This window comes from Methylocella tundrae, assembly GCF_038024855.1.
GTDB lineage: Bacteria > Pseudomonadota > Alphaproteobacteria > Rhizobiales > Beijerinckiaceae > Methylocapsa > Methylocapsa tundrae.
The window spans coordinates 3,292,777-3,315,402 of sequence record NZ_CP139089.1 but is presented as its reverse complement, the minus strand read 5'-3'; the positions used below and the strand labels follow the sequence as shown (position 1 = coordinate 3,315,402).

Below are 22,626 nucleotides of genomic sequence, written 5' to 3'. Positions count from 1 at the left end.
CTTTCATTATTGATAACTGGTGCCCAATGGCCTCGCCAAAGCTTTTCCTCAGCCATGCTGGCGTCGATACAGACGCCGCTCGCCTGCTAATGGAGCGGATCGAAGCGAGCCCAACTGCGATTGAGGCCGGGCTAACCGTTTGGTTCGACAAGCGCAATCTCGGCCCCGGCCATGGTTGGCAAGCGCAACTCGAAGCGGTCATTGACCAGCAATCGACGGCCTTTGCAGTCTATGTAGGCAGCAAAGGGGTTGTGAACTGGGTCGAAAGCGAAGTCCGCTTGGCCTTGTCGCGCAGCGTCGCGGATCCTTCTTTTCCCTTCATTCCCATCCTCAGCAAGGAATGCAAGGGATCGTCGGCCCTTCCCCCATTCGCGCGGCAATATCACGGCGCGCGCGATCCGCTCAATGACCCTGACGAATTCGAAAAACTTCTAAAGGCGACCCTTCGCCTTGATCAGCGCTCGCCCATCGTCACAACGGATACGCCGTTCATTGGGCTGCGGTCGATGGACGAGGATTGGGCGAACCGCTTTTTCGGACGCAATGACGACGTCAAACTTCTAGCCGAGAAACTCGGAGCGCATCGGCTCGTCGCAATCGTCGCCGACAGCGGCTCTGGCAAATCCTCGCTGGCGCAGGCGGGTTTCACTCCTGCCTTTCGCGGCGCCGCGCTAGCGGAAACATCCGGCAGGGAGCCCGACGATCGGATCTGGCATGTCGTCGTCATGCGGCCGGGGTCAGACCCGATGCAGGGTCTGAAATACGGTCTCACCGACGCCGCGGAGCGGATCGAATTGGATGGCGATGCGCGTGCCAATCTGCGCCAGCGCGTTAATGTGGCCGATCCGGGCGAAACCGCCTACGCGCTGCGCTGCGATCTGCCCCAGAAAAAGACTGCGACTCTGTTGATCATCGACCAGTTCGAGGAGCTGCTCACCCAGACCCCGCAAGAAAAACGCCAGGAATTTGTCAATCTCGTCACAGCATTGGCCGACGGCGACTTCGGATTTCGGATCCTGCTGACGATCCGCGCCGATCACTACAATCTGTGCAGCCCGTTCGACAAACTCTTCGGCATGCTGCAAGGCGACAATCAGTCCGCCGTCCTGCGGCTGAAGCGCATCTCGAACGACGGACTCGCTGAGGCGGTGCGCACGCCCCTTCGCATGGCAGGCCACACCGATGAAGCCGGCGCACAGTCGTTCGTGTCGTTGATCGAGAGAGACATGTCGGAGCGTCCCGGCGATCTAGCCCTGGTCCAGATGGCGCTCCACAGCGTCTGGGGCCGGCGCAAGGCGCACGGGGGCGATCTTCTCAAAGCCTATGCGGAGGTTCATGGCGTCGCCGGCGCACTCGCTTACGAGGCCGAGGCCGTGCGCAAGAACCTCCGATCGGAAGATCAGGACCGGCTGTTTCCCGTCCTGACGCGCCTGCTGCGGCTCGGCGAGACGACCGGCGGCGCCACCCGCCGGACCGCGCAGCTCGACGGATTTGACGCCGCGAGCCAAAAGCTCATCGCCTTGCTGTCGAGCGAAAACGGAAGCCGTCTGCTGCTGACGAGCGACAAGACGGTCGAGATCGCCCATGAGGCGCTGATCACCCAGTGGCCATGGCTGCAAAACAAACTGAACGAAGCCGCAAGCGCAAGCGATATGCGCCTGCTCGACAGGCTGATGAGCAAGGCCGCCGGCTGGACGTCCGCCCATCGGCGCAGCAGGTCCGAACATCTAGCCACAGGCGTCGAGCGAGCAGAGTTTTTGCAGTTGGCGAGACAACGAGGCGCTTGGCTTTCACAAACGGAAAAGAAATTTGTCACCGCCAGCGAGAAACGCCACAGGCGCAATTTGTGGCTTCTGAGGGTGCTTCTCGCCGTTCTGTTGGTCGCGTTGGGTGTCTCGCTTTATGAGGGTTTTTCAGCTTCGCAGAGCGCGCGACAAACCCAACACGCGCTCGATGTGGCTAACCAGGCGCTGGCGGAAGGCATGCTGAATGATCTCGACCTGAAGGCTGATGAACCGTTTACGACCCGTCAGCGAAATGCAATATGGAAGCTCGCGGTGGCCGACGAAGCGGTCAAGCAGTACTTCATAGCGGCACTGTCGGCAAACCCGGAAGACATGATCCGGGTGGCCCCGGGATTCGCTCAGCTTGCCCGCGCCCTGGGCGTGTTGAGGCCGGCATCGACCGAGGCCTGGCAACTTGTGGCCGCTGCAGTTGCCGCGCTCAAAACCTCGGCCGACGGCAACAGCATCCACGCTGTTGGCATTGCCATTCAGGCTCTGGCTCCTAAGCTGACCGAGTCACAGGCGCAGCAGGTGTTCGACAAGGTCCTGAAGCAGATCATAGGCAAGTCCGACACTGTATTCGTACTCCAGGCTCTGACGCAGGCCCTTCAGGGGCTTGCCCCAAAGCTGACCGACGCGCAGTCGCAGCAGGCGCTCGCGGCGGTGTTGAAGGAATTCGGCGACACTGACGATGAGGAGACGCAAGAGCATTTGGCGCACGCGATCCAGGCACTCGCGCCGAAATTGAACGAATTAGAGGTGCAACGGGCGCTAGATCCAATGCTTGAGCAGATCCGTGCGGCCACTGATCTTTTTAGGAAGTTGCGTTTGGCAAGGGCGCTCAAAGCCCTCGCGCCGAAGCTGACCAACGCGCAGGCGCAGCAGGCTCTTGGTCCGGCATTGAAGCAAATCGGCGAGACTGATGAACCCTACGGGCTCCTGGCTCTCGCGGAAATGATCCAGGCGCTGCCACTGAATCTGAGCGACGCGCAGGCACAACAGGCGTTTGATAAGATATTTATGCTGGGCGGCAAAAGGTCCAGTTCCGCTGAAGTTTTTTCATACGCGGTCCAGGCGCTGGCATCGAAGCTGAACGAGAAACAGTCGCAGCGAGCGTTCCGTTTCGTGATCGTGCAGTTCGGTGTCAATGGCTTCCCACTGGAAGTCACAGCCGCGGCGATCCAGTCGCTCGCGCCGAGGCTTACCGACGAGCAGGTGCAACAGGCGCTTGATCAGCTAACGACGGAGATCGATAAGGACGTTAAACCTCGCGAGTTCATGGCTTTGGCACAGGCAATCCAGGCATTCCCTGGTAAGCTGACCAACTCGCTAGCGCGGCGGACGCTCAATGCGATGTTGAAACAGTTCGACGCAGCTCCTAGCGACTATTATTTACTAATAGAGGGGATTCGGGCGCTGGGGCCAAAGGTAACTGAAGTGCAGGCGCAGGAAGCGTTTGCTCCGGCATTGCAGAAAACCGGCGAGACTAATACTTCCTACGGGCTCCTCGCTCTGATGGAGGCGATCAAAGCGCTGCCGCTGACGCTGAGCGAGGCGCAGGCGCAGCAGGCGCTCGATGACGCTCTTGGTCTTTTGTTGGGCCGAATCGATGGGCCTTACTATCGCTCTGAGCGTAAAAACGCGGTGGAGGCGATCGAGGCGCTGGCGACAAAACTGACCGACTCGCAGGCGCAGCGTGCGATTGATCGCTCGCTTGATCCGCTATTAGAGAAAATCAGTGAAAATGCCGACAGTGATGACGACCAAGTTCAAGCTCTGGCACAGGCGATTGAGGCGCTAGCGGCTAAGCTGACCGAGAAGCAGGCTCAGCGGATCTTCGATGTGATCTTGAAGCGGATCGGCCGGACAGACGATTCCGCGACTCTCCAAGCCATCGCTGACGCGATTCGGGCTCTGGCAGCAAAACTGACCGACGTGCCGGCGCAGCAGGCGTTTCTTATGACCAGATCGTCATTGGCCTGGGCTGCCACGAGCGATGAAGCGGTTGCTTGGGCGCGGGCGATTGCTGTATCGTTGCGCGTGATCGACAATGATAGAATGAGAACGGTCGCCGCCACGATCGTTTATCCGTTTGCCGCTGGCCCCGCGACCGACATCCTGCTCGACGCGATCCGCGTGAGGTGCCCGGAGGCGCCTCCAAAAGAGACCGGAACGGAAGCCGGTCTCGAATGGCTGACGGAAAAAAATCCGGAGGCGCTTCGCCCGCCGACCTGCCCCGAGCCTCTGCAACGGGAATCACGCCTCAAATGTCCGACGACAGTAGTCGACGCCGAGCCGGTATCCCTCAAAAAACCGACGACGTTGGACGCCGTTCTTAGCAGCGCGACTATCATGGAGGGGATCCGTCGGGCTTTCCAGCTCGCCCAGGATAGCGTGTCGTCGCTAGAGCGTCGGATGTTCAAGTGAATCCATATCCTGCAGCTTTGAAGTAGTTTCTGCATTCGGTTGGCTCGAATGGATCGCAGATGTGTCCGATTTCGCGCCAGAGGGCGTCGATTGTTCTGACGGCGCTGGCGCGCAGACGCGCCTTGAGTTTGGAGAAGGCCATCTCGATCGGATTCAGGTCCGGACTGTAGGGCGGCAGGAACAGGATCCATGCGCCTGTGGCCTTGATGGCCTTTTCGGCAGCCGGACTTTTGTGGGCCGCCAGATTGATGGGGTGGACGCCCCCTCGACGGCATCTTGTGCCAGAGTGGCAGTGTGTCAGGCCACTCGAAAGGAGGCGTCCATGGAAAATGTTAGCACAGTTGGACTTGATCTCGCCAAGCATGTCTTCCAGGCGCACGGGGCCGACAAGGAGGGCGCCGTGATCTTTCGGAAAAAATTGCGCCGCAGCCAGGTTTTGCCTTTCTTTGAAGCTCTCCCTCCCTGCACAGTCGCTATGGAAGCCTGCTCTGGCAGTCATTATTGGGGCCGCGAGATTGGCAAGCTCGGCCACTTGGTCAAACTGATCGCACCTGGATATGTGAAGCCGTTCGTGAAGCGGCAGAAGAATGACGTGTCAGATGCCGAGGCGATCTCCGAAGCCGCTCAACGTCCCACCATGAGGTTTGTCGCCGTCAAGAGCGAGGGGGCGCAGGCTGCGGCCATCGTATTCCGTACACGCGATCTGCTCGTCCGCCAACGGACACAAACGATCAACGCCTTGCGTGGTCATCTGACTGAGTTCGGTATGATCATCGCGAAGGGTCCCCAGCATGTTTCCAAACTCATTGCGATCGTGGAGGATCCTGTGTCAGGTCTGCCAGAGGCGGCTCGCATGATTCTCGCCTTTTTGGTTGAGCAACTGCGTTCTCTTGATGAACGGATCACGAAACTCGACAAGGAGATCGCACGTCGGGCGAAGGAGGATGAGGTCGTGCAGCGCTTGATGACCATCCCTGGCGTTGGCGTTTTAACGGCGACAGCGTTGACGGCTCTCGCGCCGTCAGCTGCAACCTTCAAGCGAGGGCGTGATTTTGCGGCCTGGCTTGGTTTGACGCCTCTTCAGCGATCGACCGGTGGCAAGGAACGCCTTGGCCGGACGTCAAGGATGGGCGAGCGAACACTGCGGCGTTTACTGATCATCGGGGCAAGCGCAGTTGCTTCTTGGAGTGTGCGCAGAGGGGCGCCAGCTGGATCGTGGCTTGACCGGATACTCTACCGCAAGCCGCCGATGCTGGTACGAGTGGCGCTCGCCAACAAAATTGCACGCACGGCTTGGGCCCTGCTTGCAAAAGGTGGAATATACAGAGCTCCGATCATGGCCGCATAGCGGACAGATCGCGAGGTTGTCGAAGGCGTAGGAAGGTCGAACGGAGGGTATGGCGCGACGGTCGATGAGACGGGATCGGAAAAACCAGTTCATGGATAAGCGCCCAGGAGCGCGCCAGATTGTAATGGATCCGATCCGCGAACTCCCATACGGGCCGGCGGCATGTGATGGCCGCATCAGAGGCCGGATACATGTCAGCACCCGACTACGCGCCGCGCCAAGCCTGAAGATTCCTCTTGCGCCAACGGGGGCGTCCATACATGTCCATGATCACGACATCGCCCTTTTCAAGGGTCGGCGCGAGCTGGGTCTCGACATAGGTCTCGAAGATGCGCCGGTTCATCGGAGCGTCGATGACGAAGGGCGCGGTGAGCCCATGGCAACGCAGGCCGGCGACGAAGGTCTGTGTCTTCCAATGTCCGAAAGGAGCTTTGGAGCGAAGACGCTGGCCCTTGAGGCAGCGGCCACGCAGGCGCGTCATCTTGGTTGTGGTTCCGGTTTCGTCCAGAAGGACCAGCCGGTGCGGCTCAAGCCGCATCCGCGGTTGCCGTTTGGCCGTCCACTCCTCGCGCGCCTCTTTGACGTCGGGCCGATCTTGTTCGCTCGCCAGAAGCGTTTTTTTTGAAGCGGTAGCCGTTGCGGATGAACCAGCGCGAGATCGAGGCGGGAGCCGCCTTTACGCCGGTCGCCGCGGCGAGTTCTGCCGCGAGCTCCGGCATCGTGATGTCGTGCTTTTCGGCGAGACGGGCGAGCAAAAACACACGGTGCGGATCGAGCTTGGCGTGTCGCCGTCCGCCGCCCGGCTTGGGCTCGAGCCTTCCCGTCGTGTGATAAGCTTTCATCAGCTTTACGACGAAGGAAGCCGACACCCCAAAAAGCGCGGCCGCGGCATGGCGCGAATGGCCCCCTTCGACGAAGCGAGCGACCCGTTCACGCAGATCGAGCGAATAAGCTTTCGGCACGGCAAATCACCTCCTTGCGGAAGTGAATCACGAACCTCGCCCAATGGGAATCCCTGCGAGTCAACCTGAGAATCCGACGCTCTAACCCGCCACTATTGGACCAACCCCGCCGCAACTCGAGAGTGAACGCGCAGCAGCCTGTTCACAAAAGCCTATTGCGGTTTCATGCCAGAAACCCATCGAAATGCGCAACCTTCACCTTCCAATCTGCCACCGCGCGGCCGACCTCCCGCAGTGCGTCGATTTGCGACACCGCGGCAAGATTGCGGATTGGGAGCGGATCGATACGCTCGCAGCCGACGGCGTCAAGGCCGGGTCGCGTAAGCTCCGTGTTGTAGCGGACATAGGTAAAGCGCTTTTCGGCTACGAGGCCTTGAGCGTCGATCAGGTCGCCGATTTCGCGATCAATCTGATCGCCTGCAAGGCAGTTTCCGAACACGCGGCACAACAGGTCCTGTTCGATTTGCGCCGCATTCATGAGCGCGGACGGAATGTGGCTAGCGTTGTAAAGAAGATTCATGTTTGCGGGCGTGAGGGCGTCGTCTGCTATCGGCGAAAGGCCGGTGCCGACCGAAACGACGAGCATCTCCTTCTCGCCCGTCGCCCATCCGCGCTGACCTTCGGGCGCGAGCGGCCAATAGCGATCAAGCGTCGCCATCAGCACCATCTGAAAGGCAGGGTTATTGTAGACGGTGACCCCGCCGTCGACAAAGAGATGAATCTTGTCGCCGACCTTGATCGGTTCTGGCGGGAAATAGGTCGGGGCCGCCGTGCTCGCGCGGACTAATTGCCAGAGCGGAATGAGACAATTGCAATTGGCGCGTTGCGGATTGTTGTATTTGGCGAAAGGATTGTTGGAGATTGGCCACGGCGAATCAGTCGTTGCATTGCGCATGACGAGCAATAGAAGCGTGCGCAGTTTTTTCGAGCCCAGGGTCGTGTCGGCGCCGAACACGCGCTGCAGTTCGAGCGCCAGGGGCTCGCTCCTGAAGTCGGCGTACACGCGTTTGAGGAGCCATTCCTTCTCAAACATCTTGGGGCCGGACTGGACGTAAAAGTCCATGATGTCCGAAACGCGCATGCCGCAGCTCAGCCCCGAAGCGATGATGCCGCCAGTGCTCGTGCCGGCGATATAGTCGAAGTCGTTTGCCAGCACGTAGCCTTCGCGGCCTTTGGCGAAGATCGCCTCGATCTTGCTCAGGATCTCGAGGGCAAGAACCCCGCGAATGCCGCCACCATCGATGGCAAGGAGCTTCTTTGGACCCTTTGAAAGAACGCGCTCCCGCAAAGACATGATCAAATCCGTTTGCATAAAACAATAGAATAGCGTGTTTCAAAATCTTGCACTACTCTCAGCACGCCGGCGGCGCGAGGAGGGCGACATGGCGCGGATTTTTCTCAGCCACTCGAGCAAAAACAACGCGGCGGCCATTGCGCTCCGAGACTGGATTATCGCCGACGGCCGCCAGCATGGAATGATAGAATTGAATCCATCAAGGTGCTACAACTTCAGACCGCCGGTTATCTCGTAGCTGCAGCTAAGGACGAAATTTTTGTTTATAATTTGACGACATGCGCGAGAGTAGGGAATGTCAACTCGGAGAAACCGATCCGGAGTTTAATTGAAGTTGCTGATTCACCTCTCTTTATAACAGCTAATGGAGATCGGACGTATTCGCTTTGGGACGCGACTTCGGGAACTAAGCTTTATGATGGTGTTGGCGTAGCTCCCATTACGAACGTGATAGGTGGCGAGAGTGATTTTTTTGCGATCGAAGGCATAAGGACGAATTTAAACTTTTTGCGGCTCGATCCTTTTGTATTGCGTCACGCAATGCGCTCTGAAGCCGACCAAATTCGGGAGCTTGAGGAATGGCTTGCTGCAGAAACCGCGACCGAGGAAGCCAACTAATGTTGAGTTCATCCGTCCTTCTATACGCTATCGCGGGTGCGAGAGAAAGTGGACCAACTTCTTCCCGGCAGCGCTGACAGAAGAGGCCCGATCCCAATCCAAGTTAGTGTGATGAGCAGGAAGACATCGGTCCGTGCCATAGCCCCACAACGGCAAAAAGACGGCGCAGGTGCCAAGATATAGTCAACCCGCCAGAGTAGCCAAACGTTTAGAGCGGGGCGCTTTTTGACGGAATCCAGATTCCCGAGTCAGTGGTGATCTGATTCAGATTTCGTGCTGGGGAGGCCAGCATGAATGACGGCTCCGTATTCGGTTGATCTTTGTGAACGGGCGCTGGTGACCTTGCCCCCAAGTTTTATCCAGTTTTGAGTTCGCTCCGGCGGATTGTGATGCTCGTTTGAGCGGGGTGAGCAACGGGCGCAGGCGCGGAGCCTACCATCGAGCGCCGCGCCTGCACCCGTTGTGGTTCGAAGGTTGCGGCATATTCGGCCGGGGTGCGCCAGCCGAGGCGAGAGTGAGGTCGCCTGGTATTGTAATCGTCTCGCCAGGCCGCCAACATGGCTCTGGCATGCGGTAGCGACCGGAACAGCGTCTCATTCAAGAGTTCATCCCGCAACCGCCCATTGAAGCTCTCGATGAAGGCGTTCTGAACCGGTTTGCCTGGCGCGATGTAATGCCAGGCCACCAGACTGTCGTCCGCCCAGCGCAAGATCGCGTTCGAGGTGAGTTCGCTGCCGTTGTCGCTGACCACCATCTTGGGCTTGCCGTGCTCATGGATCAGACGATCCAGCTCCCGTGCGACCCTCAGGCCGGAGAGCGAGGTATCAGCCACCAGGCCAAGGCATTTGCGGGTGCAATCGTCGACGACCGCCAGAATGCGGAAGCGGCGTCCGTCGATGAGCTGATCCGAGACAAAGTCCAGCGACCAGCGGTCGTTGGGGGCAAAGGGGATCAGCATCGGCGCTCGCGTCCCGATCGCCCGCTTGCGCCCGGCACGACGCCGGACGGCGAGCTTCTCCTCTCGATAGAGCCGGAACAGTCGCTTGTGATTGACCACATAGCCCTCCCGTCGCAGCAGGACATGCAGGCGGCGATAGCCGAACCGGCGGCGCTCGTGCGCCATGGCCTTCATCCGCTCGCGCAGGGCGCCGTCATCCGTGCGGGCCGTCGCGTAGCGAACCGTCATCCGGCAGCAGTCGATCACCTTGCACGCCCGCCGCTCGCTCATCTCGAAGGCTGATCGAAGATGCGCGACGGCCTCTCGCTCGGCAGCGGGCGTCACCATTTTTTTCCAAGAAGATCTTTCAGCGCCGCATTGTCGAGCATAGCGTCCGCCAGAAGCCGCTTCAGCCGCGTGTTCTCGTCCTCAAGCGTCTTCAGCCGCTTGGCCTCCGACACATCCATGCCGCCGTACTTGGTCTTCCACTTATAAATGCTCGCGTCGCTGACGCCGTGCTTGCGGCACAGATCGGCTACCGAAACCCCGGCCTCGTGCTCCTTCAATATCCCGATGATCTGCTCTTCGCTGAAACGGCTGCGCTTCATTCTCCGGTCCTCATCATGGGCCAGAGCAAACTTCAAACCGGATAAGCCTCAGGGGGCAAGGTCACTGGCGCGGAAGGCCTCGGGCGAGACAAACCGGGAAATCGCCGCTGCGCTACGGATCAGTCCCTCTTGCGTCTCGAAGTGGACGACGCGCCAGCGCAAGACCGGCTCGCTGGCCCCCGCTCGGATCGGCGGCTACAAACCTCGGGCGCTGTCGGGTGATTGCGCCGCGTGGTTGCGTTCGCGCATCGCCTCTGGGCCGTTCACGCTGCGAGGACTGGCGGCGGAATTGGCCGAGCGCGGGATCAAGACCCATCCAAAGGCGGTGTGGGTATTCGTCCACGCCGAGGGCCTGAGCTTCAAAAAAAATCCTGCTGCCCGAGGAACAGATGCGCCCTGACGTGGCGCGAAAGCGCGCCCGTTGGAAGGCATATCAGAGCCGGATCGCGCCTTCGCGCCTTGTGTTCATCGACGAGACCTGGGTGAAGACCAACATGGCGCCTCTACGCGGTTGGGGACCACGGAGCCGGCGGCTGAAGGCCTATGCGCCGCACAGCCACTGGAAGACCCTGACCTTCATCGCCGCCTTGCGTCATGACCGCATCGACGCGCCCTTTGTGATTGACGGCCCCATCAACGGCGAGATGTTCCTGCTCTATGTTGAGAAGGTCCTGGCCCCCACGCTCTCTGCGGGCGACGTCGTCGTGTTGGATAATCTCGGTAGCCACAAAGGAAAAGCCGCCCGCGCCGCCGTCAGAGCCAGGGGAGCCCATCTCATCTTCCTACCGCCCTACAGCCCCGACCTGAACCCCATCGAACAGGTGTTCGCCAGGCTCAAACACCTGATACGCAAGGCCCAGCCCCGTGACGTCGAAGCCACTTGGAGAAAAGCCGGTCAACTCCTCGACCTCTTCGCTCCAAAAGAGTGCGCCAACTACCTCACGAACTCAGGATACGGTTCCGTCTAAAAGAGTCGCGCTCTAAGGCATGTTTCCGATCTTATGATAGTGACGATCGGAAATTAGGCGTGAAGTGCTCGCGGCGCCTCCCTCTCGAAATTGCCGGACGGTCCTTTCGGACGGTTCCAAAGTTGCGCGTTGGTTGCGGCGTCAGATCGAAGTATTCAAATCGCCGCGGTCGCTCCGCGAGAGGTTCGGACACAAGCTTCGGATCTTTCTCGATACCGCTTATGAGCGCGGCACTAGCGATTTCTATGAACAAAGCATCAAGCCAGCCTTGCTCTCTCCACGCTACCTTGTGGTGGCGACGCCTGACGCAGTGAGCCGCGTCGGCGGAATACGAAGAGGCGCGACGGACGAGTGGTTGCGACCTACGCTGGTAGCCGCGGCTTTCGACGCGGGCGATGCGGAGAAGGCCGAAGACCTCGCTTATGAAGTCGTCGCGGCGGAAGCTTGACAGCGGGGTAATGACCTCTCGCCTTCCCGCAAGTCAAGGATGCTGAGCGCCGGGAGTGTCCCACTGCGATCCTCGCTTCGTTGACAGAATAGGGGGGAGGCGATGGAATTGCCACGTCTTATTGGCCCCTGGCGTTTGCCTCCAACAGGTCTTTCGGATCGATGATGTCGGGCTCCCGACCTGACCTCTCCTTGGCGTGTTTTACAAAATCTTCGGCTCCGCCAGGACCATCGCCGGCCTTCCCGTCCCAAAGCGCTATAAGCTGCACTTCCCCTGCCAGTTGGGCCAGGTCCAGGATGCGCTCATTGCAAATGGCATAAGCTTCATCAGATTTTAGGCCGAGGTCAAAGCGGCGGCCGGGCGGCGTTTCGTCCCAGAGTTTTCGAAACCGTTGGGGCCAGTCGCCGCTGTCGACTCCTTTCACAGAGGTCTCGAGAAAAAGATCCAAAGAGAAAGGCAGAACGATCGCAGTGTCAAAGCCGAACTTTCGGCAGATCTCATGAAAGAGAATGTCGCCGCCGCGCGCGAGACTCGCGAAACCCTTAACGCTGCTTTTGCTGCGGCCTTCTGTATGGCCTGCGATGCGCCGCTCTATTTCAGTCCGCGCAGCTCCCACTATACTTGGAGGAAAGCGTGGCGGCGAGCGTCCGGGAAGATCGACCATATGACCGGTGAAAACGAGTGAGAGCGGCTCAGACGTCATTCCTTCTCCAGCTCATTCAAGGTGAGGATCCAAGCGGAAACCAGAATCCCCCCGCATGTCAACCGGCGGCATCTTCCAAGCTGGTTATCCCCCGAGTATCGACCCCTTTATGGCAAACCGCCATTCGCGCTTCCCGGATTGACATTATCACGGAGGTCAGGAGCTTTGCGTCGACGATCACCGGCGTGCCAACGCGCAACCGACCTCGGCGCCGTTTAGAGGCGAACCGCGATTGCTCAGCTGGTACCAAACATTAAATCTTTATAAGCAAGTCCTCAAATTTGGCACGGTGGCTATCCGGCAAAACAAATAAAAAAAAGATACGGACGTTGAATCAATACTATTGTTCCGTCGACGCCGCAAAACACACTTTCATTGATCGAATCCACCGCGGCGCCGCTTTACGATCTCGGCATATTGTCGCGCGGCCGAGGTGCTGGTCGCGTGGTTATAGTGCTCCTCCGTAACCCTACGATCGACGTGCTGCAGTACTGCGCTGGCAAGGTTTGGATTGTCTCCAGCGTAGGTATAAATCGCGGTGGCCGCGGAGGCCCGAAAGAGATGCGGGCCGACTTCGACGCCGAGCGTGAGGAGAGTGGTCGCGGTTATCGTCAGCTCGACGCCGGAATAGCTCATGCGCGCGCCAGAGTTTGAAGACAGCCAAAGCGGGCCCGAGACTGCGTCCAGCGTCTCGGCGGAGGTCACTGCGGGGTCTTGCCGGTTGGCAGGCAAATGCTCGATGTCAGACATTGCACCGCGTGTCCTGCCCTCAACAGCCCTCAGCACTGGACGGTGAATCAAAAGGTAAGAGGCGATCGCGGCGTCAAGGTCGCGCGGCACGCGGCGTTCGTCCGGCCGACCGCTTTTGGTGTGCTTGCGATCGAGCACAATCCACCATCGGGATCCAATCCTGCGAAAATTAGCCTGCAGATCGAGGGCGACGAAGTTCTTAAGGCGGATCGGGCAGAGCGCGAGAAGTGCGACCATGACGCCGTTGCGGACCTGACGGGCCCGACGTAGCGGAGTGAGACTCGGATTGTCGTTCGCCTCTTGCACGAGACTGAGTCCCGCTTCAACGAGGCGATCAGGATCAACGATGCGGTGCCCTTTTGAGATCGGCCGCATTACCAGGGCAAGGTCTTTTTCGATCTCCCCGAGCCACGCGAGATCGCGTTCGGGCTCAAGCAATTCGGACGCCCGCCGCACCTTATATATCGTACCGGCGAGAGTGACCGAGCCGATCCGAGATCGGAGCTCCTCGAGAAAACGTTCAATGTGGTCGGGGGTCACCTGCCCAGCGGCCGGAGCGTCTGGTTCAAAGAGACCATTGCGCATCAGATGATCGACGAAATAACCATAGCGGCGGCCGAGATCGCCCTGCGTAATGCGGGCGAGGTGAGAGCCGGCGCCGCCCTTGCGGAGGCGAACGCCAGGCGCGATCGCGCGCGTCCAAGCCGCGCGATCAGCGATTGACCATTCAGCGATTGGCGCTGAACGGATTTGCGGCGTTTGAGGACCGTGTGGCGGAGAGCTGGCTAAACGTCCTTCTCCGCTAGCGGGTTGGTCGGACGCTAGTTTATGCATCGTCTTCCTCCTCCAATCGCCGGGCTCGCAGATTGCGGACAAGATTGCCGTAGACCTCGCTAGCATGGGTGGTTTCAAGACCAATATAATTGCGGATCGTGACCTGCACTGTACGATGACCGAGAAGCAGGCGGACGAGCTCGTAATTGCCAGGTTGATGTTTCAGGATGATCGCCGCCGACAAATGCCGGAACTGGTGGACGGTGAGACGAAGGCCGATCGATTTCTCGATGGAGGTCGTAATCTGACCGCTCAGCGTCGCAAGATACTTGTGGCCGTCCCCTTCTCCTGGAAACAGCCATGAACCACCCGAGTGATCGATGAGAGCCGGGCGATAGTTGAATAGATAGTCGTCGATCAGCGCCGTAAGCTCGGCGTCCAGAGGAAAGTCGAGAGTCACCCGGTTTTTGACATCGTAGCCCGGGAAAACGAGTCGGTAGGGCGTTTTCGGTCCGCCCGTACGGATGAGATTTTCGCCGATGCGAATTTGGCCAAGGTTGGCGCGGCGAATCGGAGCGACATTGAGAATGCCGATCGCCACCGCCATTTGGGCTCGCCCCGCCGCCTTGACCGGAGCGGAATATGACGCTTCTTTTGCCTGATCCATCAGAAGCTCCGGCAGATGATGCAGCGCGCGCCAGGCCTCGCCTTGCATGAACATTCGGATGGCGGCTAAATTCTTGTCTGTCATTGCGGCGGGGCTGTGGTGTTCGAGCTCGCCGCGCATGTCGTCGAGCTCTTCCAGCCTCTCCACAGACAAACAATGGGCGCTCCGCGCGACGCTGAGGAAAAGTCGCGCGAGGTCGATCGTGAAAATTGAGGGCTGCTCCCCGCTCTTTTCCCAATAGGCGTCGAGCACGCGCCGGCTGACGGCCGGATCAAGGAACGACGAGAGCGAGGCTAACTCCTCCATGCCGACGCCGATTCGGCTCGCCATCCGGAGCGCGGCTTCGAGCATGGTCCGGCGGTTCCTGATGGTGGTCGCCTTGGCCGGGAGCACCCTCTTGCCCTTGGCCGTTTTTCGAACCTTCGTGAGGCTACCGAGATAGGCTTCGATATCGAGACGCAAGCCTATTGGATAGGCTTGCCACGGCGGAAAGGCTTCGGGCCTGCGCGATGGCGGCTCGTAGAGAAGTTGGCTCGGCCAACCCGAGGCCGTCCGCGCCCGATCGTTCCAATAACGCGCCACTGAGCGCCGCGCCGTCGCGCCGACGGCGAGCGAGGTCGTTGAGCGTCGGTAATCGAGAAACGAGTCAATCACTGCCTCGTCGACGGCGCCCGGCGCAATATTGCGCGCCGAGCAGAACCGCATCAGCGGTAGAAGCCGCGCCCTGTGCGGCAGTTTGGGGCATTGATCGCTCAAAGTTTGCCATTCGCGCGAGAGGGCCGCGCCGCGCGCCGGCGCGCGCTTTTCCTGCTGCATCCAGGCGAGCGCGGCGCGGACATTCGAGAGATGATTGCAAAGCGTCTTTTGGGTCACCCCGAGCTGGATGGCTTTCAGGCGGCTCGCCGGAATGCGGACCGCGGTCCAACGCGCCGGCAGCAAGGGCATCGGCCGGTCCAGAAACGCCGCAACCCGGCGCAACGAGCAACTCCAATGATTTTTTTGGGCGGGCGGCAGATTTGGATCGCCGGCGATCGCCGCGACAGCGTCCTCGAAGGAGGGCTCAAGCAGCTCCAAATTGGCGCCGACAGCGGGCGCGGGGAGGGCCGGCGGGCTGAGTTCGTTCATTGGGCGGGCCTTTCGTGGCACCAAGATGGACTTAGGTGGATTGGGTGTCATTTTGCAGTAAATTAGGATTACGTCAAGCGTTTACTGGGTATATGTAGATATATATAAGTTCCTAATCTTAATAATGCAAGTAATACATAGTGTCATATTCTTGTACAGACGTTCTCGGCGATGCCCGTTGTTTCATTCGGTCCAGGAGCCTGGCCGAAGGGGGCACAAGGACGCGAAATGCACATACCAACGGCGCGGGGTTGAGTGCGCGAGCCGGAAAGAGCGCGCCCAAACCGGGCTCGCCTACTTGCCGTTTTTTGGAGGCCGGCCAGGCCCCGAATGACTCGCATATTCGGAGGTCGAGCCGCGCGCGTTCGCCCGCTTGAACTCTTCAAGGGCCTGCACGCTGTACCGGACCGAGCGGCCCATTTTGATGAAGCGCGGTCCTCTTCCCGAAAGGCGGGCCTTGTTCAGCCAGGATTCGCTAAGCTGGAGGTATTCGGCGCCCTCGCCGACCGTAAGCAACCTGTCACGCTGGAATTCTTTGGCTGGATCGCCCATAGACTCTTTTCCTTCGAATGTGGCGCCGCGCCATGCGATTGGGCGACTGCACGCTCGAAATGATGGGAAAAGGCCAAAGGGCAAAACGCAGGGTGGCTCAGATTCTTTTGCGCGAGTCACCCTGTAGAAAGGGCCGCAAGCGCGCGTCGATGCGGCCTTGCTCGTCCGCCTCGTGTTTCCTGATCGCCAGCGCCTCGGCGACGGTATGTGGAGACACGGATTCTTGGTCGGGAAACAGTTTCAAATGCTGCTGGACAGCCCGAACAAATCGGACAAATGGTCCTTGCGGTGTTCGATCTTCGGTGGCCTGCGAGGGGGTCGAAGCCGTGGCCTTCTTCTTAAAATGCGCCTCGAAGACCGGAGCCAAGTCAAAGGCTATAATCCATGTGACCGTTTTGGGCGGACTCCACAGATCGACGAGTCTCGCCCAGGCTGGATTCGAGTCCTCCATCCTTTTCCGCACTTTGACGGTTTGGATCTCTGCACCTGCGGCTGATAATGTTCGATCCGAGCCCAGCGCTAGAAGTTGGAGAATATCCAGAAACTGTCCTAACGCTTCAACGCGCAGCGGCGAAGGCGGTAAATCTTCATCGGGCTGAAGGCCGCATAAATTGCGCCAAAGCTCGTCGCGAGTTGCTGCCTCTTCGACAGCCGGACCGAGTGCGTTAAACAGCTTTGCGGCATGCGTCCGGACCGTCTCGGCGCGCCGTTTCCGTTGAGTGGGCGATTGCTTTCGGGGCGATGACTTTCCTTGAAGCCGCTGCGATCTCCATTGCGCCGCGGCGAGATCTGCACCTAATGCGGCGCAATCTATCTTAACAGCGGGTAAGGCCACCGCTTCGACGATCGCTCCAACAATGCATTCGTCAACGGGCTGAAAAGCCAGGATCTGGGACAATACCGACATGAACTTCCTCGGGCACCTTAGGCTCGTGGGGGCATAGGCGCATCGACAAGGTGCAGCCGTCTTATTTAACAATAGATTAGATCATTCTCGTAATTGTTTGGGCATTAGCGATTGGTTGTATTGGGGACGAATTTACATGTCATGGCTTTAGCCCTTGGAAACACTCCGTCCCAAGGACCCAGCTTCATATTGACCGGAGCTCAGCGACGGCGCAGCCGAACCGAATTGCGGCAGGATCCTCCTTGAGAGGGATACGAATGCTCCGCGCTACGAAAACGCGATGCTTTTCCATTGTGCTCATTGAAACTATCGACAATCTCGCGGCGCTTCTGGCCGAGCGCAAAGACTACTTCCGTAGTCCCGCAACGAACGCGACCGAAGAACATCGCAGCGCAGCCGATGAGACAACGGCAAGGGGGGAGGCCATCAAAGGCCGCGGAAGATTCGGGCGCACCCGAGCACCGCGATTCAATCACTGCCATCGAAACGAAACTATCTCTAATTTCTCGATTGAACATCAATGAATTTTATGGCTTAAGCTGCATTGTTAAGATTAAAGTCTTCCCTTCCAATCGATTTCGGTCGTATGCGGTTCGCGCTGCGACGGGGTTCAGCCCGCCATGTCGATGCGTTTGCTCTGGCATCCGTTCTTACGGATCGCACTTTTCTGGATGACATTCTTCGCCCCAGTTTGGTATCTTTCTTCGAGCGTGAGTATCCTCTCACTTGCACCGGTACTGCCCGTTGTCAGCCAAATTTTGAAAAGCGACTTCAGCGGTGTCAGCAGGCCCGAATTCGCTTATTCGCTGGCCGCTTTCCTAGTGATGACCGGCGCCGGTTTTGCCGCAGCTTTTTTTTTCATGCATGCGCTGGCGATAAGTGTCGCGATGCGCAATGCTCGCAAAATCGTTGAAGGAGCGCCAGACCTGAGCGCTTTTTCCAGCGACTATGAGACATTCTACCAAAAGCTTAAAGCGCGCCCGATTATAGGAACCTCATGGGCGCTTTTCGACGCGACCTTGATAAGGCCGGCGGAGCGAGGCACCCCAATCCGCAGCACTGTGCGGCCGCAGGCTTTTATCAATCTAGGCGCTGCGCGCGAGTCCCTGCCCGGTCTAAAGCTGATGGGCAGCATCCCAGGCTATTACGTCGGAATCGGACTGCTCCTAACTTTCATGGGCCTTGTGTTTGCGCTTTACAACGCAGCCGCCGCCATCGACAGCACCGACGCCCAGGCGATGCAAAATGCGACCCGTGGACTGCTTCACGTCGCGACTTTCAAGTTTGCGACGTCGATCGCCGGGCTCGGCGTCTCGATCGCGCTCTCGTTTGTGTTCAGATGCTACACGATCAGCATGGAGCGGGCGTTCGACCGTTTCGACCATGCTGTCGAACGACGTCTGGCATACGCCGCCCCGCAGGCGATCGCCGCGGCAATGGATGCACGTATGGAAGAGCAGGTCACGCAGCTCAAAGAGATCAACAGCGAAAGATTCTTCAGCCGAATGGGCGAACAGATGTCTCCGCGTATTGAGGCGGCAATGTCCGCTGCCGTCGCTCCAGTGAGCGCCAGCATCGACAGCGCAGTCGCGCGAATGGCAGAGACGAGCGCGTCTGGAGTCGGGGATCTGATCGACAAGTTCAGCACCGCGGTTCAGGGCGGCGCGGGGCAGGAGCTGCGGGCGCTTGCGGTTACGCTGGACGAATTGCGCCGAACCCTGGGGGATGCACAGAAAGGCATTCATGGGTCGGGCGAAGACTTCGGTCGCAGCATATCGGCGGCCGCTGAGAATCTGAACCGGCTGGTCCAGCAATCAGCGGACCGTCTCGACGAGGGCTCGGGGAAAAGTCAGGCGGCTCTGAATGAAATCGTCGCAAAGTTGAGCGTCACCTTCGACCGGACGAACGACAACGTGCAACAGACAATTGGGCGGGCCACGGAAGCCACCGCGTCGCGCATGGAAGAGATGCTGGGACGCATGTTCGAGCAAGTCGGAACGCAGGTGAACTCTTTCATGGAGAGCGTCGCTGAAGCCGAGAAGGGATTGGGCGGCCGGATCGAAGAAACCAGTCGCAAAGTCGCCGAGTCGCAGGTGGCTTCGGTCCAAGCAGTCGGATCTGCGGCGACTGAAGCTGCGCAGGCACTGAAGAACGGACTCGCGAATGCGCTCCAGCGCGTCAACGGGGAAATCGAAGTCTTCGTTCGGGCCATGAGCGACACCAGAATAGCGCTTGCCGCTCAATCCGAATCTTTCAAGGACACGACGGGAGAATCCCGCGCCATTGCCGACGCCTTCCACAGTACCGCAGCCGATTTCCGCCTCGCGGCCGCTCCCCTGACGCAGGCTGGCGAACGCATCTCAATTGCAACAGAACGGATCACGGCGGCGATGCAGAACTCTGTTGCCGCGCTTGAGACGACCCAGGCGTCCAGCCAGCAACTCGCCTTATCTCTCGACGCGCAAGTCGGTCAGCTTTCGAAAACCTGGGAGGCCTATTCGGCGCATTTTGCGGGCGTCGACAAGGATCTGGCCAATGCCTTCCGGCAACTCCATGAAACGAGCGAAGCGCTGGGCCGGAGACTGACGGAGCACGTCAAGTCGGTCGACGACGGACTGACCAAGGCCATCGACAAGCTTAACCCATTCGTCTCGGAATTCAGCGAAAGCATCGAAGAGCTTTCCGCGTCTTTCGAGAAAATCCTGCGGCCACGCGCGGCGGAATAGGCTGTCATCGATGCTAGGAGACCAACACGCTGCAACCGCACATGCCGATGAGGAAGAGAATTACTTCGTCTCGATGACGGACATGATGGTCGGCGTGTTGTTTATCTTTATTATTATGCTGATGGTCTTTGCCCTCGACTACCGTAGCAAAACCGACGATCAGACTGAATCCCTCAAGGTCGCTCAAGAGGTCGCGAAAAAGCTGGAGACGCTGCGCAAGGAGGTAAGCGAGGAGATCTCAGCACTCGATGAGGCGCAGCGAACCCGGCAGCGGCTCCTGCAACAGCTGAAGAGCGAACTTGAAACGCAAAGGCTCCGTGTCGAGGTGGATGAGCAGAACGGCGTGCTGCGTCTGACGGAGGATGCCGTGCGCTTCGACGCTGACAAGGCGACGCTCTCGGACGCGGCGCGCCAGAACGTCGCCCGCATCGCGCGTGTTCTCAACGACGTTCTCCCTGCCTATGCCGCCTGCCAGTCACGGCTCGAGCGCGTCGAATGCCGCGATACGCCCGGCTCCACGGTCGAGACGGTTTTCATTGAGGGCCACACCGATGTAACCGGCGTTAAGGACCCGGATGAGCGCGACAGGCGCAACTGGGAGCTATCAACCGAGCGCGCGGTCAACACCTATCGCGGAATCATCGCCGACGCTCCCCTTCTACGCGCTATGCGCAATCTCAAGCGAGAAGAGATCATTTCCGTTTCGGGCTATTCGTCCGCACGCCCAATCGATTCAGCTGAGAGAGCAGATGCATGGGCGAAAAATCGACGCATCGATCTGCGCTTTGTGATGGAAATCGAAAGCAAGCAGAGACTTCACGAAATCCTTACGCGAACCAGCGAAATGCAGAAGGAAATCGAGCGCCTCGCCAAGGCGAGCGGGGGCTGATGTGGGGCTGCTTCGATCTGCTCTGATACAATTTTCTGGGCGACCTCCCAAGGTCGGGCCGCCGCCAATAGTGCAGATCCTGGCGGCCGCTAATCGGCTTCCTGATCCCCGCGCTCTGGCGGCGCCGCGCGCGAGCGAAGACTATAATGCGATAGCCGCGGCGATTCTCTTAAAATGTCGCGCGGGCGAAACCCTGAGCGACCGAGAGATCCGCCGCGGGTCATGGTGCCTGTGGGAAACGGAGCCTGCGCTCGCCGGAACATTGGCGTTCCGGGTAATCCTTGCCGGCGTAGAGGAGGCGCCGGGAAAGCGCCCCTTCCGGGCTCTCGCGTCGTCGTTCATGCAAAGCTTTGATCCCACCCGAGACGGGATGGAGGCCACCGGCCAGGCGCTGGCGAGCAAGGCCGCGAAGGCGGGAAGGCCCTGGATAGTCCTGCAATACCGCTACGCCATCTTCGAGCCAAAGCGCGGACCCGATCTCGTCGCGCAGGCGGCAATCGACGCCGGTCGTTCTCCGACGAAACTGTTGAGTGATGAGGGACTAGGTTCGCTCAATGCGCAATCCGGATACGCGAGAGCCTGCGCAGCGCGTTCCCTGGAGCGGTTGGCCGCGGATGTCCTGATGGCTGGGCACCGTCGCTTCGAGCTGGTCAGAGCGATCGGTCTTCATAGCGACAAGCGCCTGATTTTCGAAGATCACGCTCCGCTCGTCGCCAATGCACTGATTCTTCCGTTCAGGAACGCGCCTCTTGATCAAACCCTTCAGCATCAGATTCTCAACCTCGCGCTCGGCCTCTTTGGTGATCCCCGACTGCCTTCTAAGCGCTGGAGCCGCATGGAGGAAGCGGCCGCTGTCGTGCGGCGGTGGCTCATTCGCGCGTCGCTGCGGCAATTTTTCGATGTCGTCGACGTGGTCGCCACAGAACGCATGTGGAAATATAGACGCGCGTTCTGGGAAGCGGTGGATCGCGCTGAACTTATCTTGGACGCGCGTGTCGTCTTCGCGAAAGACGGTGCTCTCGTTGCCAGACGATCATTCGGAGCCGAACTGCCGTTTTCCATTTTTGCCGGCGGCACCGTTCAGGCGAATCACGCTGTGCTCCTGATGAGAACAGGCCGTGGCGTGGTCGCCGAATGGAGCCACAACGGCAAATGCATCATCTGGAGCGATGCTGAAGACCCGATGGCCCCGCGACTGCATCAGCGAGAGTATGATCCATCCAGACTGCGCCATCCAAGCGCGACCGATGCGCTCGATCGCCACGTCTTCGCCGTGTCGCATGTCCATTCTGATCAGTACTCATGGCAGGGCAAAGTCGCTGCGAAATTGCATCAGATGACGGGCGTGCGCATTGCCCCGGCGGACTACGGGATTTCACAGCGATGAAGCTGCGCTTCAAAACTTCGATCACACCTAAAGGCATCGAAATCGCCTGGCTTCGCAAGTCCGTCCTCTCGTGGCGTCCCGCTCCGATCGAAGAATGGGCGCAATCGGAAGGACGCGAAAGGGTCGCCGCTATCCATCTCCAGGATCTACTCGATCGCGACGAAGCGATGGCTTTGGATTGCGCTCTCCTACTGCCGCACTCGGTCGCCGCGCGATTAAACTCCATGATCGCCGACGCCATCGGGCTACCGCCGGTCGCTTCGCTTTCCGCTAACCTGGCCTTCGAGGGCCGGGTCGAACAGAGGGAAAGCCTGATCCGCGTGCGCTGGTTCGATCGCAATCTACGGGTCATTATCCCTCAGCGCATTGGAGCGTTTCTTAAATGGGGCTCCGACGAAGGGCGGCTTTCCCGGCAGCTCTTCGCATTGATGGAGGCCGTCGACGGCTTCAATGCCTCGCAAGGGACGGAGCAGGATCAGCGCATCAAGGCGTGGGGCCCGGTGCAGGACGCGCTCAGGCAGACGACCAGCGCCGACGTAAGCAGCGATGATTATCTTGCGGGCCTGACGATCTTCCAGGCTGGCGCCTTCTCCCTCGAATGCCGCGAGACGGGCGGCGGACCGGCCTTTCGTCCCATACTCATGTCGCGGTCGAAGGCGTCATCGCTTGAGGATGACGCGCCCGTGACCGAAGCGGAGGGGGAGGCCCCCGCTTCCGATGCGCGCGCGATGAAAGGGCGGATGCGCTTTTAA

General features: G+C 59.4%; 19 protein-coding genes and 2 pseudogenes. 11 read left to right on the top strand and 10 right to left on the bottom strand.

The features are described from left to right. Positions 1 to 26 precede the first annotated feature (26 nt). Both SIN04_RS20300 and SIN04_RS17505 read left to right on the top strand, forming a co-directional pair. Positions 27 to 374, top strand: a pseudogene (locus SIN04_RS20300) (toll/interleukin-1 receptor domain-containing protein); the annotation flags it as partial. A 132-nt stretch (positions 375 to 506) separates the two neighbouring features. Continuing rightward, positions 507 to 4,211, top strand: coding sequence for a hypothetical protein (locus tag SIN04_RS17505; protein WP_423136032.1), 3,705 nt, complete (start codon positions 507 to 509; stop codon positions 4,209 to 4,211). Here the strand turns inward: SIN04_RS17505 and SIN04_RS17500 are convergent. Continuing rightward, positions 4,204 to 4,458, bottom strand: a pseudogene (locus tag SIN04_RS17500) (transposase); the annotation flags it as partial. The gene SIN04_RS17505 and the pseudogene SIN04_RS17500 overlap by 8 nt on opposite strands. A gap of 75 nt (positions 4,459 to 4,533) precedes the next feature. Here SIN04_RS17500 and SIN04_RS17495 point away from each other — a divergent pair. Continuing rightward, positions 4,534 to 5,559, top strand: coding sequence for an IS110 family transposase (locus SIN04_RS17495; protein ID WP_134491276.1), 1,026 nt, complete (start codon positions 4,534 to 4,536; stop codon positions 5,557 to 5,559). 205 nt (positions 5,560 to 5,764) lie between these two features. On the opposite strand, the gene SIN04_RS17490 is transcribed toward SIN04_RS17495, so the two are convergent. From SIN04_RS17490 to SIN04_RS17480, 3 genes are all read right to left on the bottom strand, one after another. After that, positions 5,765 to 6,097, bottom strand: a complete 333-nt coding sequence (locus SIN04_RS17490; protein WP_244605870.1) for a transposase — start codon at positions 6,095 to 6,097, stop codon at positions 5,765 to 5,767. After that, entirely contained in the window at positions 6,087 to 6,521 is a 435-nt protein-coding gene (locus SIN04_RS17485; protein ID WP_244605869.1) for a helix-turn-helix domain-containing protein, read from the bottom strand. Before SIN04_RS17485 ends, SIN04_RS17490 begins: the two co-directional genes overlap by 11 nt. Positions 6,522 to 6,684: 163 nt before the next feature. Then, complete coding sequence (locus SIN04_RS17480) at positions 6,685 to 7,815, bottom strand: patatin-like phospholipase family protein (RefSeq protein WP_244605868.1); 1,131 nt, start codon at positions 7,813 to 7,815, stop codon at positions 6,685 to 6,687. Positions 7,816 to 8,019: 204 nt separating this feature from the next. Between SIN04_RS17480 and SIN04_RS17475 the strand changes: the two genes are divergently transcribed. Next, entirely contained in the window at positions 8,020 to 8,433 is a 414-nt protein-coding gene (locus tag SIN04_RS17475; protein WP_134491272.1) for a hypothetical protein, read from the top strand. 355 nt (positions 8,434 to 8,788) lie between these two features. Here SIN04_RS17475 and SIN04_RS17470 read toward each other — a convergent pair. Next, positions 8,789 to 9,978 (bottom strand): IS3 family transposase gene (locus SIN04_RS17470; protein WP_134491270.1). Its coding sequence is split into 2 segments (ribosomal slippage): positions 8,789 to 9,720 and positions 9,720 to 9,978, totalling 1,191 coding nucleotides; the frame shifts between segments, so codons are not numbered across the junction. Between the two features lie 64 nt (positions 9,979 to 10,042). Between SIN04_RS17470 and SIN04_RS17465 the strand changes: the two genes are divergently transcribed. Continuing rightward, positions 10,043 to 10,946 (top strand): IS630 family transposase gene (locus SIN04_RS17465; protein ID WP_341264479.1). Its coding sequence is split into 2 segments (ribosomal slippage): positions 10,043 to 10,348 and positions 10,350 to 10,946, totalling 903 coding nucleotides; the frame shifts between segments, so codons are not numbered across the junction. Positions 10,947 to 11,079: 133 nt separating this feature from the next. Further along, on the top strand, positions 11,080 to 11,394 hold the full coding sequence (locus tag SIN04_RS17460; RefSeq protein ID WP_134491268.1) for a hypothetical protein: 315 nt from the start codon (positions 11,080 to 11,082) through the stop codon (positions 11,392 to 11,394). A 118-nt stretch (positions 11,395 to 11,512) separates the two neighbouring features. Here the strand turns inward: SIN04_RS17460 and SIN04_RS17455 are convergent, their stop codons facing one another. Then, a complete protein-coding gene (locus SIN04_RS17455) occupies positions 11,513 to 12,097 on the bottom strand; it encodes a hypothetical protein (RefSeq protein WP_134491266.1) in 585 nt (194 codons plus the stop codon). A gap of 372 nt (positions 12,098 to 12,469) precedes the next feature. After that, complete coding sequence (locus SIN04_RS17450; protein WP_244605867.1) at positions 12,470 to 13,432, bottom strand: site-specific integrase; 963 nt, start codon at positions 13,430 to 13,432, stop codon at positions 12,470 to 12,472. 3 nt (positions 13,433 to 13,435) lie between these two features. Between SIN04_RS17450 and SIN04_RS17445 the strand changes: the two genes are divergently transcribed. Next, positions 13,436 to 13,570: a hypothetical protein gene (locus tag SIN04_RS17445; RefSeq protein WP_280178181.1), complete on the top strand. Its 135-nt coding sequence runs from the start codon at positions 13,436 to 13,438 to the stop codon at positions 13,568 to 13,570. Between the two features lie 103 nt (positions 13,571 to 13,673). On the opposite strand, the gene SIN04_RS17440 is transcribed toward SIN04_RS17445, so the two are convergent. The 3 genes from SIN04_RS17440 to SIN04_RS17430 all read right to left on the bottom strand — a co-directional run bounded on the left by SIN04_RS17440 (position 13,674) and on the right by SIN04_RS17430 (position 16,872). Next, positions 13,674 to 15,413 (bottom strand): site-specific integrase, encoded by a 1,740-nt coding sequence (locus SIN04_RS17440; RefSeq protein WP_341264102.1) that lies wholly within the window; start codon positions 15,411 to 15,413, stop codon positions 13,674 to 13,676. A 294-nt stretch (positions 15,414 to 15,707) separates the two neighbouring features. Then, complete coding sequence (locus SIN04_RS17435; protein WP_134491260.1) at positions 15,708 to 15,965, bottom strand: helix-turn-helix transcriptional regulator; 258 nt, start codon at positions 15,963 to 15,965, stop codon at positions 15,708 to 15,710. Positions 15,966 to 16,062: 97 nt separating this feature from the next. Next, entirely contained in the window at positions 16,063 to 16,872 is an 810-nt protein-coding gene (locus SIN04_RS17430; protein ID WP_134491258.1) for a hypothetical protein, read from the bottom strand. 620 nt (positions 16,873 to 17,492) lie between these two features. Between SIN04_RS17430 and zorA the strand changes: the two genes are divergently transcribed. Genes zorA through SIN04_RS17410 form a run of 4 tightly spaced genes read left to right on the top strand, consistent with a single transcriptional unit; the run spans position 17,493 to position 22,626 of the window. Continuing rightward, positions 17,493 to 19,598, top strand: coding sequence for an anti-phage ZorAB system protein ZorA (gene zorA / locus SIN04_RS17425; RefSeq protein ID WP_341264101.1), 2,106 nt, complete (start codon positions 17,493 to 17,495; stop codon positions 19,596 to 19,598). A gap of 10 nt (positions 19,599 to 19,608) precedes the next feature. Continuing rightward, entirely contained in the window at positions 19,609 to 20,487 is an 879-nt protein-coding gene (locus SIN04_RS17420) for an OmpA/MotB family protein (protein ID WP_134491254.1), read from the top strand. 1 nt (position 20,488) lies between these two features. Next, positions 20,489 to 21,874, top strand: a complete 1,386-nt coding sequence (locus tag SIN04_RS17415) for an EH signature domain-containing protein (RefSeq protein WP_134491252.1) — start codon at positions 20,489 to 20,491, stop codon at positions 21,872 to 21,874. Next, positions 21,871 to 22,626 (top strand): hypothetical protein, encoded by a 756-nt coding sequence (locus SIN04_RS17410; RefSeq protein ID WP_134491249.1) that lies wholly within the window; start codon positions 21,871 to 21,873, stop codon positions 22,624 to 22,626. The genes SIN04_RS17415 and SIN04_RS17410 overlap by 4 nt, the downstream gene beginning before the upstream one ends.

Excerpts from the sequence above, each read along its gene's own strand:
- SIN04_RS17505 (WP_423136032.1), top strand. The coding sequence starts at position 507 with ATGGACGAGGATTGGGCGAACCGCTTTTTCGGACGCAATGACGACGTC.
- SIN04_RS17495 (WP_134491276.1), top strand. The coding sequence starts at position 4,534 with ATGGAAAATGTTAGCACAGTTGGACTTGATCTCGCCAAGCATGTCTTC.
- SIN04_RS17490 (WP_244605870.1), bottom strand. The coding sequence starts at position 6,097 with ATGCGGCTTGAGCCGCACCGGCTGGTCCTTCTGGACGAAACCGGAACC.
- SIN04_RS17480 (WP_244605868.1), bottom strand. The coding sequence starts at position 7,815 with ATGTCTTTGCGGGAGCGCGTTCTTTCAAAGGGTCCAAAGAAGCTCCTT.
- SIN04_RS17455 (WP_134491266.1), bottom strand. The coding sequence starts at position 12,097 with ATGACGTCTGAGCCGCTCTCACTCGTTTTCACCGGTCATATGGTCGAT.
- SIN04_RS17450 (WP_244605867.1), bottom strand. The coding sequence starts at position 13,432 with ATGCGCAATGGTCTCTTTGAACCAGACGCTCCGGCCGCTGGGCAGGTG.
- SIN04_RS17445 (WP_280178181.1), top strand. The coding sequence starts at position 13,436 with ATGATCGACGAAATAACCATAGCGGCGGCCGAGATCGCCCTGCGTAAT.
- SIN04_RS17440 (WP_341264102.1), bottom strand. The coding sequence starts at position 15,413 with ATGAACGAACTCAGCCCGCCGGCCCTCCCCGCGCCCGCTGTCGGCGCC.
- SIN04_RS17435 (WP_134491260.1), bottom strand. The coding sequence starts at position 15,965 with ATGGGCGATCCAGCCAAAGAATTCCAGCGTGACAGGTTGCTTACGGTC.
- SIN04_RS17430 (WP_134491258.1), bottom strand. The coding sequence starts at position 16,872 with ATGTCGGTATTGTCCCAGATCCTGGCTTTTCAGCCCGTTGACGAATGC.
- zorA (WP_341264101.1), top strand. The coding sequence starts at position 17,493 with ATGTCGATGCGTTTGCTCTGGCATCCGTTCTTACGGATCGCACTTTTC.
- SIN04_RS17420 (WP_134491254.1), top strand. The coding sequence starts at position 19,609 with ATGCTAGGAGACCAACACGCTGCAACCGCACATGCCGATGAGGAAGAG.
- SIN04_RS17410 (WP_134491249.1), top strand. The coding sequence starts at position 21,871 with ATGAAGCTGCGCTTCAAAACTTCGATCACACCTAAAGGCATCGAAATC.